We start from the raw sequence: 18,359 nt of genomic DNA, 5'->3' as shown, positions 1-18,359 counted from the left end.
GAGCTAAATTCATCACATGATGAAAAACGCGGTGAGTTGCCGGGACGTCGTGGTGGTGCGCGGCGACCGGGAGGTCCTGCACGGGGTCGGGTTCGACCTCCGGACCGGGACGGTGACCGGGCTGCTCGGTCCGTCCGGCTGCGGCAAGACCACGCTGATCCGGGCGATCGTCGGGCTGCAGGCCAAGGTCACCGGCGACATCGCCGTACTGGGTGAGCCGGCCGGCGCGGCCACGCTGCGCGGCCGGATCGGGTACGTCACCCAGGAGCCCAGCGTGTACGGCGATCTGAGCGTCGCCGAGAACCTGCGCTTCTTCGCCGGCGTCCTCGGGGTGTCGTCCGATGATGTGGAACGCGTGATCGACGCGGTGGATCTGCGCTCGCACGTCGATGCGCGGGTGGACCGGCTGTCCGGTGGTCAGCGGTCGCGTGCGTCGCTTGCCGCTGCGTTGCTGGGCAGTCCTGAGCTGCTTGTCCTCGACGAGCCGACGGTCGGACTGGATCCGGTGCTCCGGCGGGATCTGTGGCAGCTCTTCCACTCGTTGGCGGACGCCGGCGCGACGTTGCTCGTCTCGAGCCATGTGATGGACGAGGCTTCGCGCTGCGACCGGCTTCTGTTGATGCGCGACGGCGACCTGCTTGCCGACGACACTCCACAATCGCTGCTCGACTCGGTCGGGACCGACGACATCGAGCAGGTGTTCCTCACCCTGATCGACCGGAAGGCAGGTGCGCGATGACGCTCCGTGTCACCTTGGCCGTCGCCGCGCGGGTCCTCGCCCAGCTGCGCCGCGACCATCGCACCGTCGCGATGCTGATCGTGCTGCCGGCGCTGCTGGTCAGCCTGATGTGGTGGATGTTCACTGATTCGCCGACGACCTTCGATCGGATCGGCGGTCCGTTGCTGGCGGTGTTCCCGTCGATCATCATGTTCGTCGTCACCTCGGTCGCGACGCTGCGCGAACGGTCCACCGGGACGCTGTCGCGGCTCTTCACGATGCCGATGGGGAAGCTGGATTTCCTGCTGGGGTACGCGGTGGCGTTTGCGCTGATTGCCGTCGTACAGGCGTTGGTCGTGGTGTCGATCGCGCTTTATGCGCTGGATCTGGATATCCGCGGACCTGCGTGGCAGCTCGGTGTTGTCGCGGTGCTCGACGGCGTTCTCGGTACGGCGCTCGGACTGTTTGCGAGTGCTTTTGCGGCGACCGAGTTTCAGGCGGTGCAGATGATGCCGGCGGTGATGATTCCGCAGCTACTTCTGTGCGGTCTGCTGGTGCCGCGTGACCAACTGCCTGGGGTTCTGCATGCGATCAGCGACGTACTGCCGCTGTCCTACGCCGTCGACGCGGTCACCGGGGTTGCCCAAGGCAACGGCTTCGGCTCGGGCGCCGGCGCCGACGCCCTGGTCGTGATCGCGTTCATCCTCGCCGCCCTGGGCCTGGGAGCCGCCACCCTCCGCCGACGTACCGCCTGACCCGCACGCAGCCGGCTCGGGTGGACCGGTGGGGCTGGTATTCATGGGACTCCTTGTGAACCCAGTGGGGAGTCTCATGAGCTACAGCCCGCCGCCCGACACGCCGCAACAGTCTTGGACCGATCCGCACGGGCGGGGTTGGCCGGGTGGGCCCCCTCCGGCAAATGCTCCGAAGGGGGCCGGGGCGGCTGTGCTTGCGTTGCTTCTCGGTCTGGCCGGGAGCGTGGTCTGGTTGCTGCCGATCAACCTGGATCTCATCCGGCCCTACAGTCCGCTCCCGTTCGCCGTGCCCGGGCTTGCGCTCGCGATCTTCGCGCTCACCGGGAACCGCCGCGGCAAGCCGGTCGCCGTCTTCGCCGCGTTCTTCTCCGTGCTCGCGCTGGGTCTCGGCCTGTTCATGGTCGCCTCCACCGTGATCGCAGCGTCCTAGGACGGCGTCAGCGGATGACCTTCACGACCTTGCCGGCCCTGTCGTACGCCGTAAGTTTCGGCGCCGACACCTTGGTCGCCGGTCCCGGGCTCAACCACGTGAAGGCGAACCACCCGTCGGTGACCTCGACCTCGTGGACCGGACCCGGCCCCAGTTCGAGCCGGACCTTGGTCGCTGCCGACGACACCCGTCCCCAGCCGGTGTAGTTGTACTGCTTCGTGCACGGCGTACCGGGGCAGTAGCTCCCGCCCCCACCGGACGCCACGAACAGCTCGGCGTGCTTGGGTCCCTTGCCAGGCGTGAGCACCGGGTCGTTCGGCCCGAGCGCGTTCAACGTCAGGAACGGGGTCGCGCCCGGCATCGGCTCACCGGCCGAAGGTGACGCGAGCTCGCAGGCGACTGCCTTCCGCCCGGACGGCGAGATCGCGACGACCACCGTCGTACCGAGTCGCTTCGACTGGTCCGCCGCCACCACGCGCCACCCGGTCAGATCGACCCACAGCTTCACCGAGCAGTTCCGCAGCTGGCCGGCCGCGGTCGTCGGCAACGGATCCTTCTCGGCCGCCGCGACCAGCGCCGGCTTCGGCTTGTCGCCGCCGGGAATCGTGCACGCCGCGAACTTCGCGCCCCTCTCGAACGCGTACATCGGCGTACTCCCGGCCTTCAACGAGCCCGATCCCTGCAGCGCCTGCTTGTTCTCCGGGTACCGCAGCGCGCACCGCCGTACCGCTTCCTCCCTGGTGATCGTCTGGCCGGCGGCCGCCTCGCCGCGCTCGATCCCCGGCACCGCCTCGAACTGCGAGTTCTGGTTCTGGTCGCCGGCCAGTCCCGGCTGCTTGTCGGCCACGCCGAGACTCGGCACCAGGCTCACCAGCGCGACCACAGCAACTCCGCTGATCGCGGCGCCCGCGGTGAGGACCGTACGGCGCAGCCTCCCTCGACGGCCCCGGGCCAGCAGCCCCTCGGTGTCGAACGGCTTCAGATTCTCCGCCTCGGCCAGCCTCTGCAGTTCCGCGCGGACCTCGCGTACGTCTTCCATCTCGCTCTCCTTCACAACGCCCGGCTCGTCCGCCGCGCCCGGTCGATCGCCTTGCGGAGAGTGTCGAGGCCGCGCGCCGCCTGGCTCTTCACCGTGCCCTCCGAGCACCCCAGGACCTCCGCGGTCTGCTCGACGGACAGGTCCTCGTAGTACCGCAGCACCACACACGCCCGTTGCCGCGGCGCCAGCCCGCGCAGTGCCTCGAGTACTTCGTTCCGCTCGGCGTACCCGGCGGCGAAGTCGTCCCGCTCCACCCCTTCAGGCACGTCGGCGATCGAAACCTCCCGCCGCCACGGCCGCCGCTTCCCGTCGTGCGCCACGTTGACCACCATCCGGCGGGCGTACGCGAACGGGTTCCCCGTCCGCCGCACCTTCGGCCAAGCCAGGTACAGCTTGTAGAGCGCGTCCTGAACGATGTCGTCGGCCCGGTGCCGATCCCCACTCACCAGGTAAGCCGTCCGCCGCAACGACGCACTCGCCGCCTCGACGAACTCGACGAACTCCCGGTCCCGCTCCGCCATCTGGCTCCTCCACTCTCCAGTTCCCCCTCAAGACGGAACCCCAGCCCCCCGAGGTTGCACCCGGACCTGGGCCAGCCCACGCACCCCGCTACGCCCGCTCAGCAAGCCCCGTCAACGAGATGCATCGACTTGTAGGTGTCGGCTCACCTGTCGCGGTTGCCGCGGGCGAGCGACCTAGGAGCAAGGCGCTCGCGCGTTCCTCTGGCGTGGGGGTGTGGGCACGGGGTGTAATCGGACCAGTGGGGGTGGTGGTGTGGTTCTGGACACAGGATTAGGGCCGGTTCGATTCAGGCACGTAACCTGCTGACACCACTGGCATATGGGGCCGGGTGGGTTGATGAGGAGGAACACGTAGTGCTTCGGCGAGTACTGCTGGGCATGTCCCGCAGCCCCCAGATCAAGAAGGCTGTTTCGTCGCTCCCGGTGTCCAGTGGCATCGTTGCGCGGTTCGTGGCCGGCGAGACCGCTCCGGAGGCTGTGCTGGCCACCGAGAAGCTGGTCAGCAGCGGCCTGAACGTCACGCTCGACCACCTCGGTGAGGACGTCACCGACCTGGCTGCTGCGACCGCCACCGTCGAGGCCTACCTCGAGCTGCTCCGGCAGCTCGCCGACGTCGGCCTGACCAAGAACGCCGAGGTCTCCGTCAAGCTGTCCGCCGTCGGGCAGGCGCTGCCGGGTGACGGCGAGAAGATCGCGCTGGAGAACGCGCGGAACATCTGCCTCGCGGCCCGCAACGCCGGTACGACGGTCACGCTCGACATGGAGGACCACACCACGACCGACTCGACGCTGGGCATCCTGCGCGAGCTCCGCCAGGACTTCCCGGAGACCGGCGCGGTGCTGCAGGCCTACTTGCGCCGTACCGAGGCCGACTGCCGCGACCTCGCGTACGCGGGCTCCCGGGTCCGGCTGTGCAAGGGCGCGTACAAGGAGCCGGAGTCGGTCGCGTTCCAGGAGAAGCGGGCTGTGGACAAGGCGTACGTCCGCGCGATGAAGATCCTGATGAACGGCGCCGGTTACCCGATGATCGCCTCGCACGACCCGCGCCTGATCGCGATCGCGGGCTCCCTCGCCGACCGCGCCAACCGCCGCCCCGGCAGCTACGAGTACCAGCTGCTCTTCGGCATCCGCCCCGAAGAGCAGCTCCGCCTGGCCTCCCAGGGCCACACCGTCCGCGTCTACATCCCGTACGGCGAAGACTGGTACGGCTACCTGGTCCGCCGCCTCGCCGAACGCCCCGCCAACCTCCAGTTCTTCGCCCGCTCCCTCATCAGCAAGAAGTAACCCCAACCCCATCCATCTGCGGGTTTCGGTTACCGATGGCGGGCGACGTGCACGCGACCGGGGAGCGGGCGCGTGGGGGAGCTGGTCCGGCTGGTGGGCGGTCGTCGGATCTCCGACTACTGGGATCAGTAGTCTGAGGGCATGACGAGCAAGGTGGCCATTCTTGGGGCCGGGGTGATGGGGGAGACGTTGCTGTCTGGCCTGATTCGGGCTGGGTGGCGACCGGAGGAGCTCCTGATCACCGAGCGCCGGGAGGAGCGGGCCGCCGAGTTGCGGGAGCGGTACGGCGTGGACGTCGTGTCCAACCTGGACGCGGCTGCCAAGGCGGAGACGCTGGTTCTGGTGGTGAAGCCGCAGGACATGGCGGACCTGCTCAGCGAGATCGCCCCGGCGGTCGAGGCGTCGCAGACCGTGGTGTCGATGGCGGCCGGTGTCACCACCGGGTTCGTCGAGTCCCGCCTGCCCGAGGGCGTCGCCGTGGTCCGGGTGATGCCGAACACGCCGGCGCTGGTCGACGAGGGGATGGCGGCGATCTCCCGCGGCGCGCACTGCGACGAGAGCCACCTGGAGCTGGCGGAGAGCCTGCTGGCTGCGACCGGCAAGGTCCTGCGGGTGCCGGAGAAGCAGCAGGACGCGGTGACCGCGATCTCCGGGTCCGGTCCGGCGTACCTGTTCTTCGTGGTCGAGGCGATGATCGAGGCCGGCGTGCACATGGGCCTGCCGCGCGGCACCGCGACCGAGCTCGTCGTGCAGACCGTGGTCGGCTCCGCGAAGCTATTGCGGGAGACCGGTGAGCACCCGACCGTGCTCCGCGAGCGCGTCACGTCCCCGGGCGGGACGACGGCGGCCGCCGTACGCGAACTGGAGGACCACAAGGTCCGCGCGGCGTTCCTGTCGGCGATCGAAGCGGCCCGCAACCGTTCGCGCGCGCTCGCTGCCGAGTAACACCTGTCCCACGGCTGGCGTTATTGTTGGCGCCGCAGTTTCCTGCCGTGTTCAAGGGATGAGTCGACTATGGTCCCGCCCATGAGTAATCGTTCGGAGCAGGAGAGCCCCGAGCATCTCAGCGCTGCCCTCACACCGGGAGTCCCGGAGCAGGCCGCCGTACGCGTGCCTGACCTGCCCTGGCGGGTGCCCCTGGACCCGGCTCCGTGGTGGGCGTGGGCGCTGTTCGTCATTCCGTTCATCGCGGTGCCGACGCTGAACTCCTGGCTGTGGATGGGCGCCCGCGACATGCTCGCGGTCGGCCTGCTCACGATCATCGGCGCCTCGGTCGTCCGGGTGGCCGGCGGAGTGGTGCTGTACCGGGTGATGCTGACCCCGACCGCGCTGAAGGCGCGCACCAGCATGCTGATCCGCAGCGTCACCTGGCAGGACGTCGACCGGATCGAGGTCGGCGACGACAACGTCGTCCTGGTCCGCGGCCAGGACGAGAGCGAGATCAACGGCATCCCCAAGGACCGCACCGCCTACGTCGCCGCGGTCATCGAGGCCATCCGCGCCGAAGCCGCCAACCACCCACCCCGCCGTCACCGCCCCCGTCCCGGCATCGGCACCCTCCTCGTCCTCACCTACCTCACCTTGTCCGTAGGCGCCTTCCTGATCCGCTGGCACATCGTCTGAACGTAGGGTCGCGGTATGGACTTTTCTTTGTGGCCTGCGGCGTCCAGGACCTGGCGGGAAGTGCTCGAAGGAGCTGAGTACGCCGAGCGGACCGGGTGGCACGGTGTGTGGATAGCGGACCATTTCATGCAGAACGGGGACGATCTGTCGGTTCCCGTCAACGAGTGCCTGGCGTTGCTGGCCGGGATCGCGGCGCGGACCGAGCGGGTGCGGATCGGGTCGATGGTGCTCGGCAACACCTACCGGCACCCCGCCGTGGTCGCGAACCAGGCGGCGACGATCGACCAGATGAGCGACGGCCGGTTCGTGCTCGGGATCGGCGCGGGCTGGCAGGTGAACGAGCACGAGGTGTACGGGATCGAGCTGCCGCCGGTGAAGGAGCGGCTGGCCCGGTTCGAGGAGGCCTGCCAGGTGATCAAGGGCCTGCTCACCCAGGACCGGACCACATTCGACGGTGAGTATTACCAGCTCGCGGGCGCCCCGCTCGAGCCGAAGCCGGCCCGGCTCCCGATCATGATCGGCGCCGCCGGCGAGAAGGTTGCCCTGGGCATCGTTGCGAAGTACGCGGACGAGTGGAACCACTGGGGCCGGCCGGACCTGGCCGCGCACAAGGGGAAGGTGTTCGCCGAGCACTGCGCGAAGATCGGCCGGGACCCGAAGTCGGTACGGCGTTCCGCGCAGACGATCCTGGAGGTCGTCGTGCCGGGTGACACCGAGGCGGCCGAGCGCTAGGAGCGGCTCGAAGGACGCGGGATGCACGTGATCATGGGGTCGGCGCAGGAGGTGCTCGACACGGTCGCGCAGTACCCGGCCGCCGGGATCGACGAGCTGCTCGTGCCGGACTCGTTCCTCGGCACCGGCAACCGCCGCTTCGACGCCCTGGAGCGTCTGCGCGAAGAGGTGCTAGCCAAGCTCTAGCGTCGCGACGACCGGCCAGTGGTCGCTCGGCAGCCGTCCGCCCGGGCGGACGTGGGATACGGCCCCATCGACCACCTTCCAGCCCTCGGTGACGAGGATGTGGTCGATGCGGTCGTCGTCCTCGGCGCCGGTGAAGTCGTGCCAGCTACCACCGGCCTCGATCGGTACGGCGTTCCGCAGCCCGGCGCCCGTCAACGCCTTCAGCGGCGGCGAGTCCGGGGTCGCGTTCAGGTCGCCCATCACGACCCACGGCAGCGAACCGGCGACCCAGCGCGCGATCAGCCGCGACGACTGCAGTTGCGCGACCTCACCGGCGTGGTCGTAGTGCGTGTTCAGGACGCCGACCGTCGTACCGTTCAGGTGCCGCAGCCAGACCAGCGTCGCGATCCGGGTCAGGTCCGCGTCCCAGCCGACCGACCCCGGCGTCCCGGGGTCGTCGGACAGCCACCGGGTCTCGTACTTGTCCACGTGCCAGTCGCCCGGCCGGACCAGGACGACGGAGTGCTCGCCGGCGCTCATCCCGTCGTCCCGGCCCATGCCGACGATCTCGTACCGCGAGAACCGCCAGCGCAGGTACTCGAGCTGGTCGGGCAGCACCTCCTGCAGCCCGACCACGTCGGCGTCCAGCCGTTCGATCGCCGCCACTGCCGCATCCCGCCGTACCGGCCAGGCGTTGTCGCCGTCCGGTGCGGACGAGTTGCGGATGTTGAACGTGGCGGCGCGAATCTTCATGGCGCCGATCCTGCCAAACCCGAAGCCGTCCCGGTCAGCCCCATCGCCCGCACCGCGGCCTGGAGCCGCGGAGTGCTCGCCTCGATCGCCCGATCGCGGCCCTGCGCGAGCAGCTGGTCGATCGCTCCCGGATCGGTCGCCAGCCGCCCGTACTCCTTCTGCAGCGGCTCGATGACGGCCAGTACGGCGTCCGCGACGTCCTGCTTCAACGCGCCGTACGACGCGTACGACGCCGCCAGCGCGACCGGATCGCCGTCGGTGCAGGCGGCCAGGATCTCGAGCAGGTTGGTGACTCCGGGCTTGGCCGCCTCGTCGTGCCGGACCTCGTTCTCGGAGTCCGTGACCGCTCGCATGATCTGCCGCCGGATCACGTCCGGCGGGTCGAGCAGCCGGATCGTGCCGATCGCGTCGTCGCTGTCGGACTTGCTCATCTTGGTGGCCGGGTTCGCCAGGTCCTTCACCCGGGTCGCCAGGACGGCCTTGGCCAGCCGCGGTACGACGAACGTCTCGCCGTACTCGCGGTTGAACCGGATAGCGACGTCCCGGGCGAGCTCGACGTGCTGGTCCTGGTCGCCGCCGACCGGGACCTGCTGGGTGCCGTACAGCAGGATGTCCGCCGCCATCAGGCACGGGTAGGTGAACAGCGAGGCCCGGGTCATCGGCCGGCCCTTTCCCTTCTCCTTGTACTGGATCATCCGGGACAGCTCGCCGACGTACGACGTGCACTCCAGCAGGTAGGCGAGTTGCGCGTGCGCCGGTACGTCGGACTGGACGAACACGGTGCCCTCGGGGACGCCGGCCGCGAGCATCAGGGTGGCGAACTCCCGGGTCAGCGCGGCGAGTCTTCGGGGGTCGTGCTTGGTCGTCATCGCGTGCAGGTTCGCGACGAAGTAGAACCCGTCGGGGTCGGTGAACCGGCGCAGGGCGCCGAGGTGGTTGCCCAGCGTCAGGCGGCCGGACGGGGTGATGCCGGATAGCGATGTCATGACTCTTCCCTCGGGTGTACGAGCCCCACCGAGGGAGGACATGAAAGAGGCCGCCTCGGCGAGGCGGCCTCGTGGATGCGTGTGAACACGCTGGGGGGACCGCCCTAGACGGCCCACCACAGCTGCAAGTTCGTGTTCACAGCGTCAGAGTAGCCGGTACGCCGGAAGGCGCGCCAGCCTGATCATCGCTGCGTGAGCGCCTGGACGATCAGCTCGTTGCGGGCGTCCTGGCCGAGCGGGACCGTCGGGTGGACGCCGTCGCGGAGGTAGTTGAGCAGCCGGTACGGCTTGACCCAGAGCCACTCGGCCCAGCGGATGATCCGCAGGTTCGGGTACTTCTCCTGCGCGTCGTACAGCTGCATGTTGAGCCACGAGCTGTTGCGCTGGTCGGCGAGCTGCATCGACGCGGTCACGGCCTTGCGGACGACCTGGATGTTGACCCAGTACAGCGTCCGGGTCGAGCCGACGATGCTCATTGCCCGGTCGACCTGCGCCGCGAACTTCGGCGGGTCGAAGATGTCGTTCGACCCGCTCGCCATCAGGATCCGCCGCGGCAGGCCGTACGTCGCCGCCCACTGCTGCAGCGCGTCCACCGCGCCGGACGTTGGCCGGCTGGACCAGTTGTGCACGGCCAGCTGGCTGCCGTCCCGGCCCAGCAGGCGCGTCGCCAGCGACTTCCCGTCCTGGACGGAGATGCTGTCGCCGAACATGTAGACCCCGTTGGTCTCGCGGGTGCGCTGGATCTGCGCCGCCGTCGAGATGGCCCGGGTCGCGCCGGCCCAGGACCCGAGCACGCCGGAGCCGTACGGGCCGCTGTCGGCCGCGGACGCCTCGGTCGCGGTCACTGTGGAGACGGCCACGGTCGAGGCAGCCACCGCGGCCCCCGCCGTGAAGATTTGCCGTCGATTGGGTTTCATCGAGCTCACGGACTTCCTCACGGGACGGAACTGTGCGGCCTGACGGCTACCGAGCGCAAGTCGGATGCTCAAACGTTGCAACACCCCGCACGCCGCCTGAATGAACCGTCTAAAATACAGGACTAGACCGCCCATCGTCACCCTCCGCAACCAGAACGGAGCGTGATTTGCAGCATCCTGCAAATCCTGTAACACCTTGCAGTCCGGCAGCGATAGACCGTTCGCCTGGACCGATCCCTGCGGGAGTGGCCGGCGCGACCTTGGAGGGGTGCCGCGCCGCCCGCTTCCGCACCGCACCCCCGCGGAAAACGGTTCGAGCTGCCGCAGCCGGCGGGTGAGGATGGTCGCATGACCGTGGAGGTTCGCCGGCTGGGCGAGGATGACTGGGCGACGTTGCGCGAGGTGCGGCTGCGCGCGTTGCTGGACGCGCCGGACTCGTTCTACACCACCTATCAGGACTCGGTCGCGTTGCTGGAGGAAGACTGGCGGACGCGGCTCCGCGCGACCGACAAGGTCACCTTGCTGGCCGAGGCCGGCGGCCGCCCGGCCGGTATGGTCACCGGCGCCCCCGCGAGTGACGAGGAGCGCGACCCGGACGCGGCGATCATGCTCGCGATGTGGGTCTCGCCGGAGTCCCGTGGCCGCGGCGTCGCCGACGCGCTGACCGCCGAGCTCGTGACCTGGTCCCGCGAGCAGTCGTACAAGCGCCTCCTGCTCTGGGTGTACGACGCCGCGCCCCGAGCAGCCGCCTTCTACCGCCGGGCCGGATTCGCCTCCACCGGTCGCATCGAGACCTTCGGCAACCCCGACCGCCCACTGACCCTGATGTCGCAGACGCTGTAGTTCCTCCTTCGGGAGGCCCGTGCCGCAGCGCCGGCGGCTAAGGTCGGGGACATGAGTGGTGAGGCGATGCTGGTCTTCGACGACGGTTTGACGGCGTACGACTTCGGCCATGGTCACCCGATGAGCCCGATCCGGGTGGACCTGACGGTCCGCCTGGCCCGCGCGCTCGGCGTCCTCGACCAGCTGAAGGTCGTGCCGGCGCCGGTCGCCGACGACGCGCTGATCGGGACCGTGCACACCGCCGAGTACATCGCCGCGGTCAGACGCGCGGGCGAGAACCCGCACGAGCCGGATCCGGACCACGGTCTCGGCACCGAGGACACGTACTGCTTCGCCGACATGCACGACGCGTCCGCGCACGTGGTCGGCGCGTCCGTCGAGGCGGCCCGGGCTGTCTGGGAGGGCGACGTACTGCACGCCGCCAACATCTCCGGCGGCCTGCACCACGCGATGCCTGCCGCTGCGAGCGGCTTCTGCGTCTACAACGACCCCGCGATCGCGATCCAGTGGCTGCTCGACCACGGCGCCGAGCGAGTCGCGTACGTCGACGTCGACGTGCACCACGGGGACGGCGTACAGACTGTGTTCTACGACGACCCGCGGGTGCTGACAGTGAGCCTGCACGAGTCGCCCACCACGCTGTTCCCCGGCACCGGGAGCGCTGCGGAGACCGGCGGGCCGAACGCGGAGGGTACGTCGGTCAACATCCCACTGCCGCCGGGGACGGGGGATGCCGGCTGGTTGCGGGCGTTCCACGCGATCGTGCCGCAGGTGGTGCGGGCCTTCCGGCCGTCGGTGCTGGTGACCCAGCACGGGTGCGACTCGCACGTGGAGGACCCGCTGGCCCACCTGACCAAGACGGTCGACGGGCAGCGGGCGGCGTACCTGGCGCTGCATGACCTGGCGCACGAGGTCGCCGGCGGCAAGTGGGTCGCCACCGGCGGTGGTGGGTACGCGATCTTCGACGTCGTGCCGCGGGCCTGGAGCCACCTGCTCGCGATCGTCGCGGGCAACCCGATCGACCCGCAGACGCCGGTGCCGGAGTCGTGGCGGGAGGACATCCGGCTGCGGTTCGCGCGGACCGCGCCGCTGCGGATGACGGACGGCCGGGACGCGGCGTACTCCGACTGGTCGATCGGCTACAACCCGGACACCTGGCTGGACCGCTCGATCAAGGCGACCCGCGACATCAGCTTCCCGCTGCTCGGCCTGGACCCCACCTACTGAAACCTGCCCCCGCCCCACTGCCCCGGTCGAGTCACACGAGTCCCCCTCTTTCCCATTCGTACCAACAGCCACTACGCTCGTTGCATGCACGGGCGGAGGTGCCGGAGGGGAAGCCGGCGCACGATCCGTGCTGGAAGTGCGGTGCGCAATGGCATCAAAGAAGTCCGGTGGTGAGCAGCCGCTCGCCGAGGTGAAGTTCCTGACCGTGGCGGAAGTCGCCACGGCCATGCGCGTGTCCAAGATGACGGTGTACCGGTTGGTGCACTCCGGTGAGCTGCCCGCGGTGCGGGTGGGTCGTTCGTTCCGGGTGTCGGAGGACGCCGTGCACGACTACCTCAAAGGCGCCTACTTTCAAGCCGGATAACCACGAGACGCGAGGCGGCCGGATCCTTCGGGACCGGCCGCCTCGCTACGTCCGGAACAGTTTCCGCAGTGCGGTGGCGGCCTGCTCGACCGTCTCCGCCGGGATACCGGCCCAGAGCTCGTCGTGGGCTGCCGAACTCGCCTTGACCGCCTGCTCCGCCAGCGCCCGTCCCTCGTCGGTCAGCCGGATCTGAGTCCCCCGGCCGTCCTCCGGATCGGGCTCCCGTACGACGAGGCCGCGCCGGACCAGCTGATTCGTCACGTTGCTGGTGCCGCCCGAGGACAGCAGCAGGCTGCGGCTCAGGTCGGACGGCTTCTGCCGGTACGGCGCTCCGGACCGGCGCAGCGACACGATCACGTCGAACTCCGCCGTGGTGAGCCCGAGGTCGCGCAGCACCCGCCGGGTCGACTCGTTCAGCTCGCCGGCGAGCAGCATGATCCGCTTGGCCAGCTCGCTCGTCGGGTAGAGCACCTCCGGCAACTCCTGCTGCCACGACGCGATCAACCGATCCACCGGATCGCCCACCGGACCTCCTTCTGGGGAACTGTTGACAGTCTAAGTGCCTTTGGTGATAGCTTTCTGTAAAGCTTTCTAGTGAGGAGAATTGGATGCGGATGCTGGTGCGGGGTGGCGTGGTGATCGACACCGACCCTGAGGTGGTGGCGCGGCAGGGGAGCGACGTACTGATCGAGGACGGGCGGATCGCGGCTGTCGGGCCTGAGTTGATCGCCGATGTGGCGGCGAGCGACGTCGAGGTGATCGACGCGACCGAGCGGATCGTGCTGCCGGGGTTCGTGGACACGCATCGGCACCTGTGGGAGACCGGGCTGCGTGGGTCCGTCGTCGACGCCGGTCTCGGTGCCTACCTGGAGCAGGTGATCGCAGGCTACGGCTCCCGCTTCCGCGCCGAAGATGTCGCTGCAGGCAACCTCGTGGGCGCGCTGGAGTGCCTGGACGCGGGTATCACGACGGTGCAGGACTTCTCGCATGTGCAGTCGTCGGACGCGCATGCCGACGCCGCGCTGGATGCCTTGCAGCACAGCGGGATCCGGGCCGTCTTCGGCTACGGTCCGTCCCCGCTGAGCGGTGGTGCGGTGAGTCCGGACGGCATGCGCAGGATCCTCGACCGGGTGACCGACCGGATCGGTCTCGCGGTCGCCGCGATCGGGCCGTCGTACGCGTCGTTCGAGGTGGTCCGGGCGGATTGGGAGCTGGCCGACTCCCTCGACCTCCCGGTCGTGGTCCACATCAGCGCGAACACACCTGATCCGATCACTCGACTGCGGGAGGCCGGTCTGCTGCGGCCGAACACGCTGTACGTGCACGGCAACGACCTGCCGGACGCCGAGCTGAAGCTGATCGCCGAGTCCGGCGCTTCCGTCTCGACCACTCCATCTGTCGAGGCACGGATGCAGATGGGTGTGCCGCTCGCCCCGCGGTTGCGAGCGGCCGGCGTCAACCTCGGCCTCGGTGTCGACGCCGTGACGACGGTGGCCGGTGACATGTTCACCGCGATGCATGAGCTGCTTGCCCTTGGCTACAAGACGTTCTCGGCGGCGGACGTACTGCGAATCGCCACCGTGGGAGGCGCTCGGGCCCTCGGTCTGACCGATGTCGGTTCATTTGCCGTTGGCAACCACGCCGACCTCGTGCTGCTCCGCGGTACCGACGTCAACCTGGCCGGCGGCCGGCACGACCCGATCGCAACCGTCGTCACCGCGGCGCACCCGGGCAACGTCGACACCGTCCTGGTTGGAGGTACGGCGGTCAAGCGCGACGGTCACCTGGTCGGTCCGGCGTTGCCTGGTGCTCTCGACGCGCTCGCGGACTCGATCGGCTACCTGACCTCAGCGCTTCAGTAGGGCGCGGATCGCGCTGCTGATCTCGGCTGGGGACTCCTCGGCCATGAAGTGGCCGGCCGACGTCGTCTGGTGGTCGAGATCGTCCGACCAGGCACGCCACCGTGCCGCGGCATCGAAGCCCAGGGCCGCGCCCCAGTCCTGCTGGATCACGGTCAGCGGCATCCGCAGCTTGTTGCCAGCGGCAAGATCCTCCTGGTCGTGGTCGACGTCGACGCCCGCCGAGGCGCGGTAGTCGGCCACGATCGACGGGACGGCAGCGCGACACGCGTCCAGGTAGGCCGCGCGAACGTCGGCGGGGATTGCGGAGTCGTCCTTCGCCCACAGAGTCAGGAAGTGGCCGAAGAAGGCGTCCGCGCTGGCGGCGATCATCGTCTCGGCCAGGCCGGGCGGCTGCGCCATCAGGTACAGGTGGAAGCCGACGGCGGCGCTGGTCCCGCGCATCACGTCCCACATGTCGAGCGTCGGCAGTACGTCGAGGCACATCAGGTGCGTGATCACGTCCGGATGATCGAGTCCGGCCCGGAAGGCGACCAGCGCGCCGCGGTCGTGACCGGCCAGGGCGAAGGTGGAGTGGCCGAGCTCGCGTGCCACCGCGACGACGTCGGCCGCCATCGTCCGCTTGGCGTAGCCGTCGGTGGGCTTGTCGCTGTCGCCGTACCCGCGCAGGTCCGGGCAGATGACGGTGTGGTCCGCGGCCAGGTCGGCGGCCACGTGGCGCCACATCAGGTGGGTCTGCGGGAAGCCGTGCAGCAGCACGACCGGCGTACCGGAGCCACCGACCGCGACGTTCAGCGCAACCCCGTCGGCGCCCGGGACGCGGTGGTAGTCGAATCCGTTGATCTTCATGTCGATCAGCCTCCTGGACGCGGATGAGCGTTGGATGAGTACCGTGGGCGGGTGGAGTTCGGGGTGCTCGGGGCGGTGATGGCCTGGGACGATGACGGGCAGCCGCTCGACCTGAAGGGCCCGCGGCATCGGGCGGTGCTGGCCCGGCTGATCGTCGCCCGCGGCCGCGTCGTACCGGCGACCCGGCTGGTGGACGACCTGTGGATCGACCCGCCTGCTGGTGCGCTGAGCGCCGTACGGACCTTTGTTGCCTCGCTGCGCCGCGCACTCGAGCCGGACAGAGCGCCGCGTACGCCGGCGCGCCTCCTGGTGACTGAGGGGCCTGGCTATGCGTTGCGGACGGACGCGGTCGATGCGTGGCGCTTCGAGAAGGCGGTAGGCGGCACCCTGCCTGAGCTGCAGCAGGGGTTGGCGCTGTGGCGTGGTCCGGCGTACGCCGACTTCGCGGACGAGGACTGGGCGCAGGCAGAGCGCGCACGGCTGACCGAGCTGCGGCTGCGAGCTGTCGAACGACAGGCGGGGTACCAACTCGCGTCAGGCCTTGCCGCCGAGGCAGTGCCCGACCTGGACGCGCATGTGACCGAGCATCCGTGGCGTGAGGAGGCATGGCGGCTGCTGGCCCTCGCGCTCTACCGCACTGGTCGTCAGGGCGATGCTCTCGCCGTACTGCGGCGCGCTCGCTCGATGCTGGTCGACCAGCTCGGTGTCGATCCAGGTACGGCGTTGAGCCGCTTGGAGACCGACATCCTCAACCAGGCCGAGCACTTGGCACCGGCATCGGCAGGGCGGGTGTGGGAGGAGGCGGCCGCGGCGTACGTGGGAGCCGGTGCACGAGTGCGGCTGGAGTCGACCGTGGGATTGCTGCGCAACCTCGCAGTCACCGGAGGCGGTGGCCTCGAGGCTGCCCGCCGCCACCGGCTCGCCGCGGTCACTGCGGCCGAGGAGCTCGGCGATGCCGACCTGACCGCGAGAGTCATCGGTGCGTACGACGTACCGGCGATCTGGACTCGGTCGGACGACGAAGCCCAGGCGGCGGCGATCGTTGCCGCGGCGGAGCGAGCCTTGCGGCCGCAGGAACATCCGGCTGCGCGCGCCCGCCTGCTCGCGACGATCGCGCTGGAGTCGCGCGGATCGCGTGCACCGCGTGCAGCGGACGCGGCTCGGGAGGCTGAAGAAATCGCCCGCGGGCTTGACGATCCTGCATTACTCGCCTTTGTGCTCAACGGCGTTTGGATGCAGACCTGCCAGCGCCCCGGCCTCGCACCGCAACGCGATGCCATCGGTGTGGAGCTCGTGGACCTGTCGGCGCGGCACGGGCTGTTCACTTATGAGGTCCTCGGCCATCTGATCCGCCTGCAGGCACGCAGCGCCCTCAACGACTTCCTGTCGGCCGACCGCCACGCTGCAGCCGCCGACGCCTTGGCGGCAAGGCACGAGCTCCCACTCGTCGGCGTCTTCACCACCTGGTACCGCGCCATGCGCGAGGACACTGAACCGGCTTACCGCAAAGGAGCTGACCTGCTCGATGGCGCCGGCATGCCTGGCCTCCAGCAAGGCCTGCTGCCCCTGGCTCTGGCATGCCATCACCTCCGCCACGGCCTGCCCATCCCCGATCTCGACTACGGCCCCTACACGCCATGGGTCCGCCCGGCCGATGACATCCCAGAGCCGCCGCCCGGCCTACTGCTCGAGACGCTGTGGTGCCTGACCGTCCACGCTGCCCGAGAGCGCGACGACGTACAACTGCTGGGCAGAGCCCAGGCTGCCCTGACCCCGGCCGCCACGGAGCTGGCCGCCGGCTCGGGCCTCCTCACCCTCGGCCCGGTCGCGGACTACCTCTGGTAGTCGTCCGGCGAGCCCGTCTCGGACCTGCGGTCGGCGGCGACGCGCAGCTCGTGGTGGGACTGGTGAGCCGTGGTCCGGTAGGCCTCGTCATGCGCGGCCAGCGCACCGGCAACCCCGGATCCGTGACCACTGCGCTTGGCCCAGGTCGCGAACCAGGTCAGGCCGGCCAGTACGACGACCAGCCCGCCGACGAACACCAGATAGGCCATGTGGTTGAGCGTACCGTCGTTCCCAGGAAGCTCCCAGGATGCTCACAGGGCCGTTGCAGTGCGGGCGACCAGGATGGAGTCATCGCCGGGAACGAGTCCCGGCCCCGGAACTTCCAGGAGCACCCGATGCGCACCAAGATCGTGAAGACCGTTGCCGCCGGCACCATCGTCAGCCTCGGCTTCGCCGCCGTCGCCTTCACCCCGGGTGCCTACGCCAGCACCACGTCCGACCAGACCACCGCGACCACCCGCACCGCCATCGGCCCGCACCTGGCCGTCCTCCCCGACCCGATCCAGCTCCCGCCCCGCAAAGCCGCCTAACCCCGCCGCGCGCGGACCGCCAAGCTGTACGGCACGCCCGCGCTGTCCGGCTCCTCGAAACGCTCGAGTGTGAGCCCGGACAGGAGGAAGGCGTTCAGGTAGTCGGCCAGCGTGACGTGGTGCATACCGACGTGCTGCCGGATCCCGTCACCCCAGTACGGCGACTCCTCGTGCCAGCCCGACCGGCGGTACGACGGATGCACGAGCCGGCTGCCGTCCTCGTTCCACTGCACGTGCGGACCGTTGAAACACGGATGAACGCCGTACACCACGAGCACACCACCCGGCCGAAGCACACGCGCCGCCTCGCGGACCACCTGGCCGAAGTCCTCGACGTCGGTGGAGATCCACATCACCATCGCGGTGTCGAACGAGGCGTCGGCGAACGGGAGCACGCCGGCGTCCGCGACCATCAGCGGGCCCTCGGTGCGACTGCGGGCCAGCCTGAGCTGGTCGGCGGAGTAGTCCACACCGACGACGCTGCGGCCAGTCGCCCGGATCGTCTCGAAGTTGCGCCCGGTACCGCAGCCGATGTCCAGGCACGGCCCGGATCCAGGCCCCAGGAGCTCGAGCAGACCGGCCTGGTGCGGCTCGGCGTCGGCCACGTACCGAGCGTCGTACCAGTCGGCCAGACCGTCGTACCGAGCCTTCATTCCAGCCTCCCCAGGTCGAGTCTCCACCCTATCCAGCTCCCTGCTTTAGGTTGAGGAGAGGACCTGCGGGTAAGCTTTGCCGACGCTCTCTTTAGGTTTGGAAGGTCCACTGTGGGTTCGGTTATCAAGAAGCGCCGTAAGCGGATGGCGAAGAAGAAGCACCGCAAGCTGCTGAAGAAGACGCGGGTGCAGCGCCGCAAGCTCGGCAAGTAAGCAGTTCCGGCCGCACCGGGGTCCGGTGCGGCGTTGTGTGGGGTTGCTGTCTG

24 protein-coding genes are annotated in these 18,359 nt (G+C 69.4%); 15 read left to right on the top strand and 9 right to left on the bottom strand.

Features of this window, described 5'->3' with window-relative positions:
• The first annotated feature begins 16 nt into the window (after positions 1-16).
• The 3 genes from ACWCOV_RS04960 to ACWCOV_RS04950 all read left to right on the top strand — a co-directional run bounded on the left by ACWCOV_RS04960 (position 17) and on the right by ACWCOV_RS04950 (position 1,903).
• Positions 17-739, top strand: a complete 723-nt coding sequence (locus tag ACWCOV_RS04960; protein ID WP_449827903.1) for an ABC transporter ATP-binding protein — start codon at positions 17-19, stop codon at positions 737-739.
• Positions 736-1,473: an ABC transporter permease gene (locus ACWCOV_RS04955; RefSeq protein ID WP_449827902.1), complete on the top strand. Its 738-nt coding sequence runs from the start codon at positions 736-738 to the stop codon at positions 1,471-1,473. The genes ACWCOV_RS04960 and ACWCOV_RS04955 overlap by 4 nt, the downstream gene beginning before the upstream one ends.
• Positions 1,474-1,663: 190 nt before the next feature.
• Entirely contained in the window at positions 1,664-1,903 is a 240-nt protein-coding gene (locus tag ACWCOV_RS04950) for a hypothetical protein (protein WP_449827901.1), read from the top strand.
• Positions 1,904-1,910: 7 nt separating this feature from the next.
• Here the strand turns inward: ACWCOV_RS04950 and ACWCOV_RS04945 are convergent, their stop codons facing one another.
• Both ACWCOV_RS04945 and ACWCOV_RS04940 read right to left on the bottom strand, forming a co-directional pair.
• The gene (locus tag ACWCOV_RS04945) at positions 1,911-2,942 is read right to left on the bottom strand and encodes a hypothetical protein (protein ID WP_449827900.1); all 1,032 of its coding nucleotides are present in this window, start codon (positions 2,940-2,942) and stop codon (positions 1,911-1,913) included.
• 11 nt (positions 2,943-2,953) lie between these two features.
• The gene (locus tag ACWCOV_RS04940; RefSeq protein ID WP_449827899.1) at positions 2,954-3,463 is read right to left on the bottom strand and encodes a SigE family RNA polymerase sigma factor; all 510 of its coding nucleotides are present in this window, start codon (positions 3,461-3,463) and stop codon (positions 2,954-2,956) included.
• Positions 3,464-3,817: 354 nt separating this feature from the next.
• Here ACWCOV_RS04940 and ACWCOV_RS04935 point away from each other — a divergent pair, with 354 nt between their 5' ends.
• From ACWCOV_RS04935 to ACWCOV_RS04915, 5 genes are all read left to right on the top strand, one after another.
• On the top strand, positions 3,818-4,747 hold the full coding sequence (locus ACWCOV_RS04935; protein WP_449827898.1) for a proline dehydrogenase family protein: 930 nt from the start codon (positions 3,818-3,820) through the stop codon (positions 4,745-4,747).
• Positions 4,748-4,888: 141 nt separating this feature from the next.
• Positions 4,889-5,692 carry a pyrroline-5-carboxylate reductase gene (gene proC / locus ACWCOV_RS04930; protein ID WP_449827897.1) on the top strand — a complete coding sequence of 268 codons (804 nt, stop codon included), beginning with the start codon at positions 4,889-4,891 and terminating at the stop codon, positions 5,690-5,692.
• A gap of 81 nt (positions 5,693-5,773) precedes the next feature.
• On the top strand, positions 5,774-6,370 hold the full coding sequence (locus ACWCOV_RS04925) for a hypothetical protein (protein ID WP_449827896.1): 597 nt from the start codon (positions 5,774-5,776) through the stop codon (positions 6,368-6,370).
• A gap of 15 nt (positions 6,371-6,385) precedes the next feature.
• Positions 6,386-7,102: a TIGR03560 family F420-dependent LLM class oxidoreductase gene (locus ACWCOV_RS04920; RefSeq protein ID WP_449827895.1), complete on the top strand. Its 717-nt coding sequence runs from the start codon at positions 6,386-6,388 to the stop codon at positions 7,100-7,102.
• A 21-nt stretch (positions 7,103-7,123) separates the two neighbouring features.
• Positions 7,124-7,288, top strand: a complete 165-nt coding sequence (locus ACWCOV_RS04915; RefSeq protein WP_449827894.1) for a hypothetical protein — start codon at positions 7,124-7,126, stop codon at positions 7,286-7,288.
• Here the strand turns inward: ACWCOV_RS04915 and ACWCOV_RS04910 are convergent.
• The 3 genes from ACWCOV_RS04910 to ACWCOV_RS04900 form a co-directional block, all read right to left on the bottom strand.
• Positions 7,274-8,020, bottom strand: a complete 747-nt coding sequence (locus tag ACWCOV_RS04910) for an endonuclease/exonuclease/phosphatase family protein (protein ID WP_449827893.1) — start codon at positions 8,018-8,020, stop codon at positions 7,274-7,276. The two genes, ACWCOV_RS04915 and ACWCOV_RS04910, sit on opposite strands and share 15 nt — an antisense overlap.
• A complete protein-coding gene (trpS, locus tag ACWCOV_RS04905; RefSeq protein ID WP_449827892.1) occupies positions 8,017-9,006 on the bottom strand; it encodes a tryptophan--tRNA ligase in 990 nt (329 codons plus the stop codon). Before trpS ends, ACWCOV_RS04910 begins: the two co-directional genes overlap by 4 nt.
• Before the next feature lie 182 nt (positions 9,007-9,188).
• Positions 9,189-9,944, bottom strand: a complete 756-nt coding sequence (locus ACWCOV_RS04900) for a hypothetical protein (protein WP_449827891.1) — start codon at positions 9,942-9,944, stop codon at positions 9,189-9,191.
• A gap of 327 nt (positions 9,945-10,271) precedes the next feature.
• Between ACWCOV_RS04900 and ACWCOV_RS04895 the strand changes: the two genes are divergently transcribed.
• The 3 genes from ACWCOV_RS04895 (at position 10,272) to ACWCOV_RS04885 (ending at position 12,357) form a co-directional block, all read left to right on the top strand.
• A complete protein-coding gene (locus ACWCOV_RS04895) occupies positions 10,272-10,766 on the top strand; it encodes an N-acetyltransferase family protein (RefSeq protein WP_449827890.1) in 495 nt (164 codons plus the stop codon).
• Between the two features lie 51 nt (positions 10,767-10,817).
• Complete coding sequence (locus ACWCOV_RS04890) at positions 10,818-11,993, top strand: acetoin utilization protein AcuC (protein WP_449827889.1); 1,176 nt, start codon at positions 10,818-10,820, stop codon at positions 11,991-11,993.
• A gap of 148 nt (positions 11,994-12,141) precedes the next feature.
• Positions 12,142-12,357, top strand: coding sequence for a helix-turn-helix domain-containing protein (locus ACWCOV_RS04885; protein ID WP_132209923.1), 216 nt, complete (start codon positions 12,142-12,144; stop codon positions 12,355-12,357).
• Positions 12,358-12,402: 45 nt separating this feature from the next.
• On the opposite strand, the gene ACWCOV_RS04880 is transcribed toward ACWCOV_RS04885, so the two are convergent.
• Positions 12,403-12,882, bottom strand: a complete 480-nt coding sequence (locus tag ACWCOV_RS04880; RefSeq protein WP_449827888.1) for a MarR family winged helix-turn-helix transcriptional regulator — start codon at positions 12,880-12,882, stop codon at positions 12,403-12,405.
• Positions 12,883-12,965: 83 nt separating this feature from the next.
• Between ACWCOV_RS04880 and ACWCOV_RS04875 the strand changes: the two genes are divergently transcribed.
• Positions 12,966-14,219: an amidohydrolase family protein gene (locus ACWCOV_RS04875; protein ID WP_449827887.1), complete on the top strand. Its 1,254-nt coding sequence runs from the start codon at positions 12,966-12,968 to the stop codon at positions 14,217-14,219.
• On the opposite strand, the gene ACWCOV_RS04870 is transcribed toward ACWCOV_RS04875, so the two are convergent.
• Positions 14,205-15,065: an alpha/beta fold hydrolase gene (locus tag ACWCOV_RS04870; protein ID WP_449827886.1), complete on the bottom strand. Its 861-nt coding sequence runs from the start codon at positions 15,063-15,065 to the stop codon at positions 14,205-14,207. The genes ACWCOV_RS04875 and ACWCOV_RS04870 overlap by 15 nt on opposite strands.
• 51 nt (positions 15,066-15,116) lie before the next feature.
• Between ACWCOV_RS04870 and ACWCOV_RS04865 the strand changes: the two genes are divergently transcribed.
• Positions 15,117-16,910, top strand: coding sequence for an AfsR/SARP family transcriptional regulator (locus ACWCOV_RS04865; protein WP_449827885.1), 1,794 nt, complete (start codon positions 15,117-15,119; stop codon positions 16,908-16,910).
• On the opposite strand, the gene ACWCOV_RS04860 is transcribed toward ACWCOV_RS04865, so the two are convergent.
• Positions 16,898-17,119: a hypothetical protein gene (locus tag ACWCOV_RS04860; protein WP_449827884.1), complete on the bottom strand. Its 222-nt coding sequence runs from the start codon at positions 17,117-17,119 to the stop codon at positions 16,898-16,900. The genes ACWCOV_RS04865 and ACWCOV_RS04860 overlap by 13 nt on opposite strands.
• 126 nt (positions 17,120-17,245) lie before the next feature.
• Here ACWCOV_RS04860 and ACWCOV_RS04855 point away from each other — a divergent pair, with 126 nt between their 5' ends.
• On the top strand, positions 17,246-17,440 hold the full coding sequence (locus ACWCOV_RS04855; RefSeq protein ID WP_449827883.1) for a hypothetical protein: 195 nt from the start codon (positions 17,246-17,248) through the stop codon (positions 17,438-17,440).
• Here ACWCOV_RS04855 and ACWCOV_RS04850 read toward each other — a convergent pair.
• Positions 17,437-18,093 carry a class I SAM-dependent methyltransferase gene (locus ACWCOV_RS04850; protein WP_449827882.1) on the bottom strand — a complete coding sequence of 219 codons (657 nt, stop codon included), beginning with the start codon at positions 18,091-18,093 and terminating at the stop codon, positions 17,437-17,439. The genes ACWCOV_RS04855 and ACWCOV_RS04850 overlap by 4 nt on opposite strands.
• Positions 18,094-18,204: 111 nt before the next feature.
• On the opposite strand from ACWCOV_RS04850, the gene ACWCOV_RS04845 reads away from it, so the two are divergent.
• Positions 18,205-18,306: a 30S ribosomal protein bS22 gene (locus tag ACWCOV_RS04845; protein WP_008356322.1), complete on the top strand. Its 102-nt coding sequence runs from the start codon at positions 18,205-18,207 to the stop codon at positions 18,304-18,306.
• Positions 18,307-18,359 lie beyond the last annotated feature (53 nt).

The organism is Kribbella sp. NPDC002412, from assembly GCF_053592935.1.
Note: the sequence above shows the minus strand (reverse complement) of the source record. Positions and strands in the feature narration are given on the sequence as shown.

Coding starts and splice junctions, on each gene's coding strand:
- ACWCOV_RS04955 (WP_449827902.1), top strand. CDS start 736: ATGACGCTCCGTGTCACCTTGGCCGTCGCCGCGCGGGTCCTCGCCCAG.
- ACWCOV_RS04895 (WP_449827890.1), top strand. CDS start 10,272: ATGACCGTGGAGGTTCGCCGGCTGGGCGAGGATGACTGGGCGACGTTG.
- trpS (WP_449827892.1), bottom strand. CDS start 9,006: ATGACATCGCTATCCGGCATCACCCCGTCCGGCCGCCTGACGCTGGGC.
- ACWCOV_RS04860 (WP_449827884.1), bottom strand. CDS start 17,119: ATGGCCTATCTGGTGTTCGTCGGCGGGCTGGTCGTCGTACTGGCCGGC.
- ACWCOV_RS04855 (WP_449827883.1), top strand. CDS start 17,246: ATGCGCACCAAGATCGTGAAGACCGTTGCCGCCGGCACCATCGTCAGC.
- ACWCOV_RS04940 (WP_449827899.1), bottom strand. CDS start 3,463: ATGGCGGAGCGGGACCGGGAGTTCGTCGAGTTCGTCGAGGCGGCGAGT.
- ACWCOV_RS04885 (WP_132209923.1), top strand. CDS start 12,142: ATGGCATCAAAGAAGTCCGGTGGTGAGCAGCCGCTCGCCGAGGTGAAG.
- ACWCOV_RS04915 (WP_449827894.1), top strand. CDS start 7,124: ATGCACGTGATCATGGGGTCGGCGCAGGAGGTGCTCGACACGGTCGCG.
- ACWCOV_RS04910 (WP_449827893.1), bottom strand. CDS start 8,020: ATGAAGATTCGCGCCGCCACGTTCAACATCCGCAACTCGTCCGCACCG.
- ACWCOV_RS04920 (WP_449827895.1), top strand. CDS start 6,386: ATGGACTTTTCTTTGTGGCCTGCGGCGTCCAGGACCTGGCGGGAAGTG.
- ACWCOV_RS04945 (WP_449827900.1), bottom strand. CDS start 2,942: ATGGAAGACGTACGCGAGGTCCGCGCGGAACTGCAGAGGCTGGCCGAG.
- ACWCOV_RS04925 (WP_449827896.1), top strand. CDS start 5,774: ATGAGTAATCGTTCGGAGCAGGAGAGCCCCGAGCATCTCAGCGCTGCC.
- ACWCOV_RS04850 (WP_449827882.1), bottom strand. CDS start 18,093: ATGAAGGCTCGGTACGACGGTCTGGCCGACTGGTACGACGCTCGGTAC.
- ACWCOV_RS04960 (WP_449827903.1), top strand. CDS start 17: ATGATGAAAAACGCGGTGAGTTGCCGGGACGTCGTGGTGGTGCGCGGC.
- ACWCOV_RS04875 (WP_449827887.1), top strand. CDS start 12,966: ATGCGGATGCTGGTGCGGGGTGGCGTGGTGATCGACACCGACCCTGAG.
- proC (WP_449827897.1), top strand. CDS start 4,889: ATGACGAGCAAGGTGGCCATTCTTGGGGCCGGGGTGATGGGGGAGACG.
- ACWCOV_RS04890 (WP_449827889.1), top strand. CDS start 10,818: ATGAGTGGTGAGGCGATGCTGGTCTTCGACGACGGTTTGACGGCGTAC.
- ACWCOV_RS04870 (WP_449827886.1), bottom strand. CDS start 15,065: ATGAAGATCAACGGATTCGACTACCACCGCGTCCCGGGCGCCGACGGG.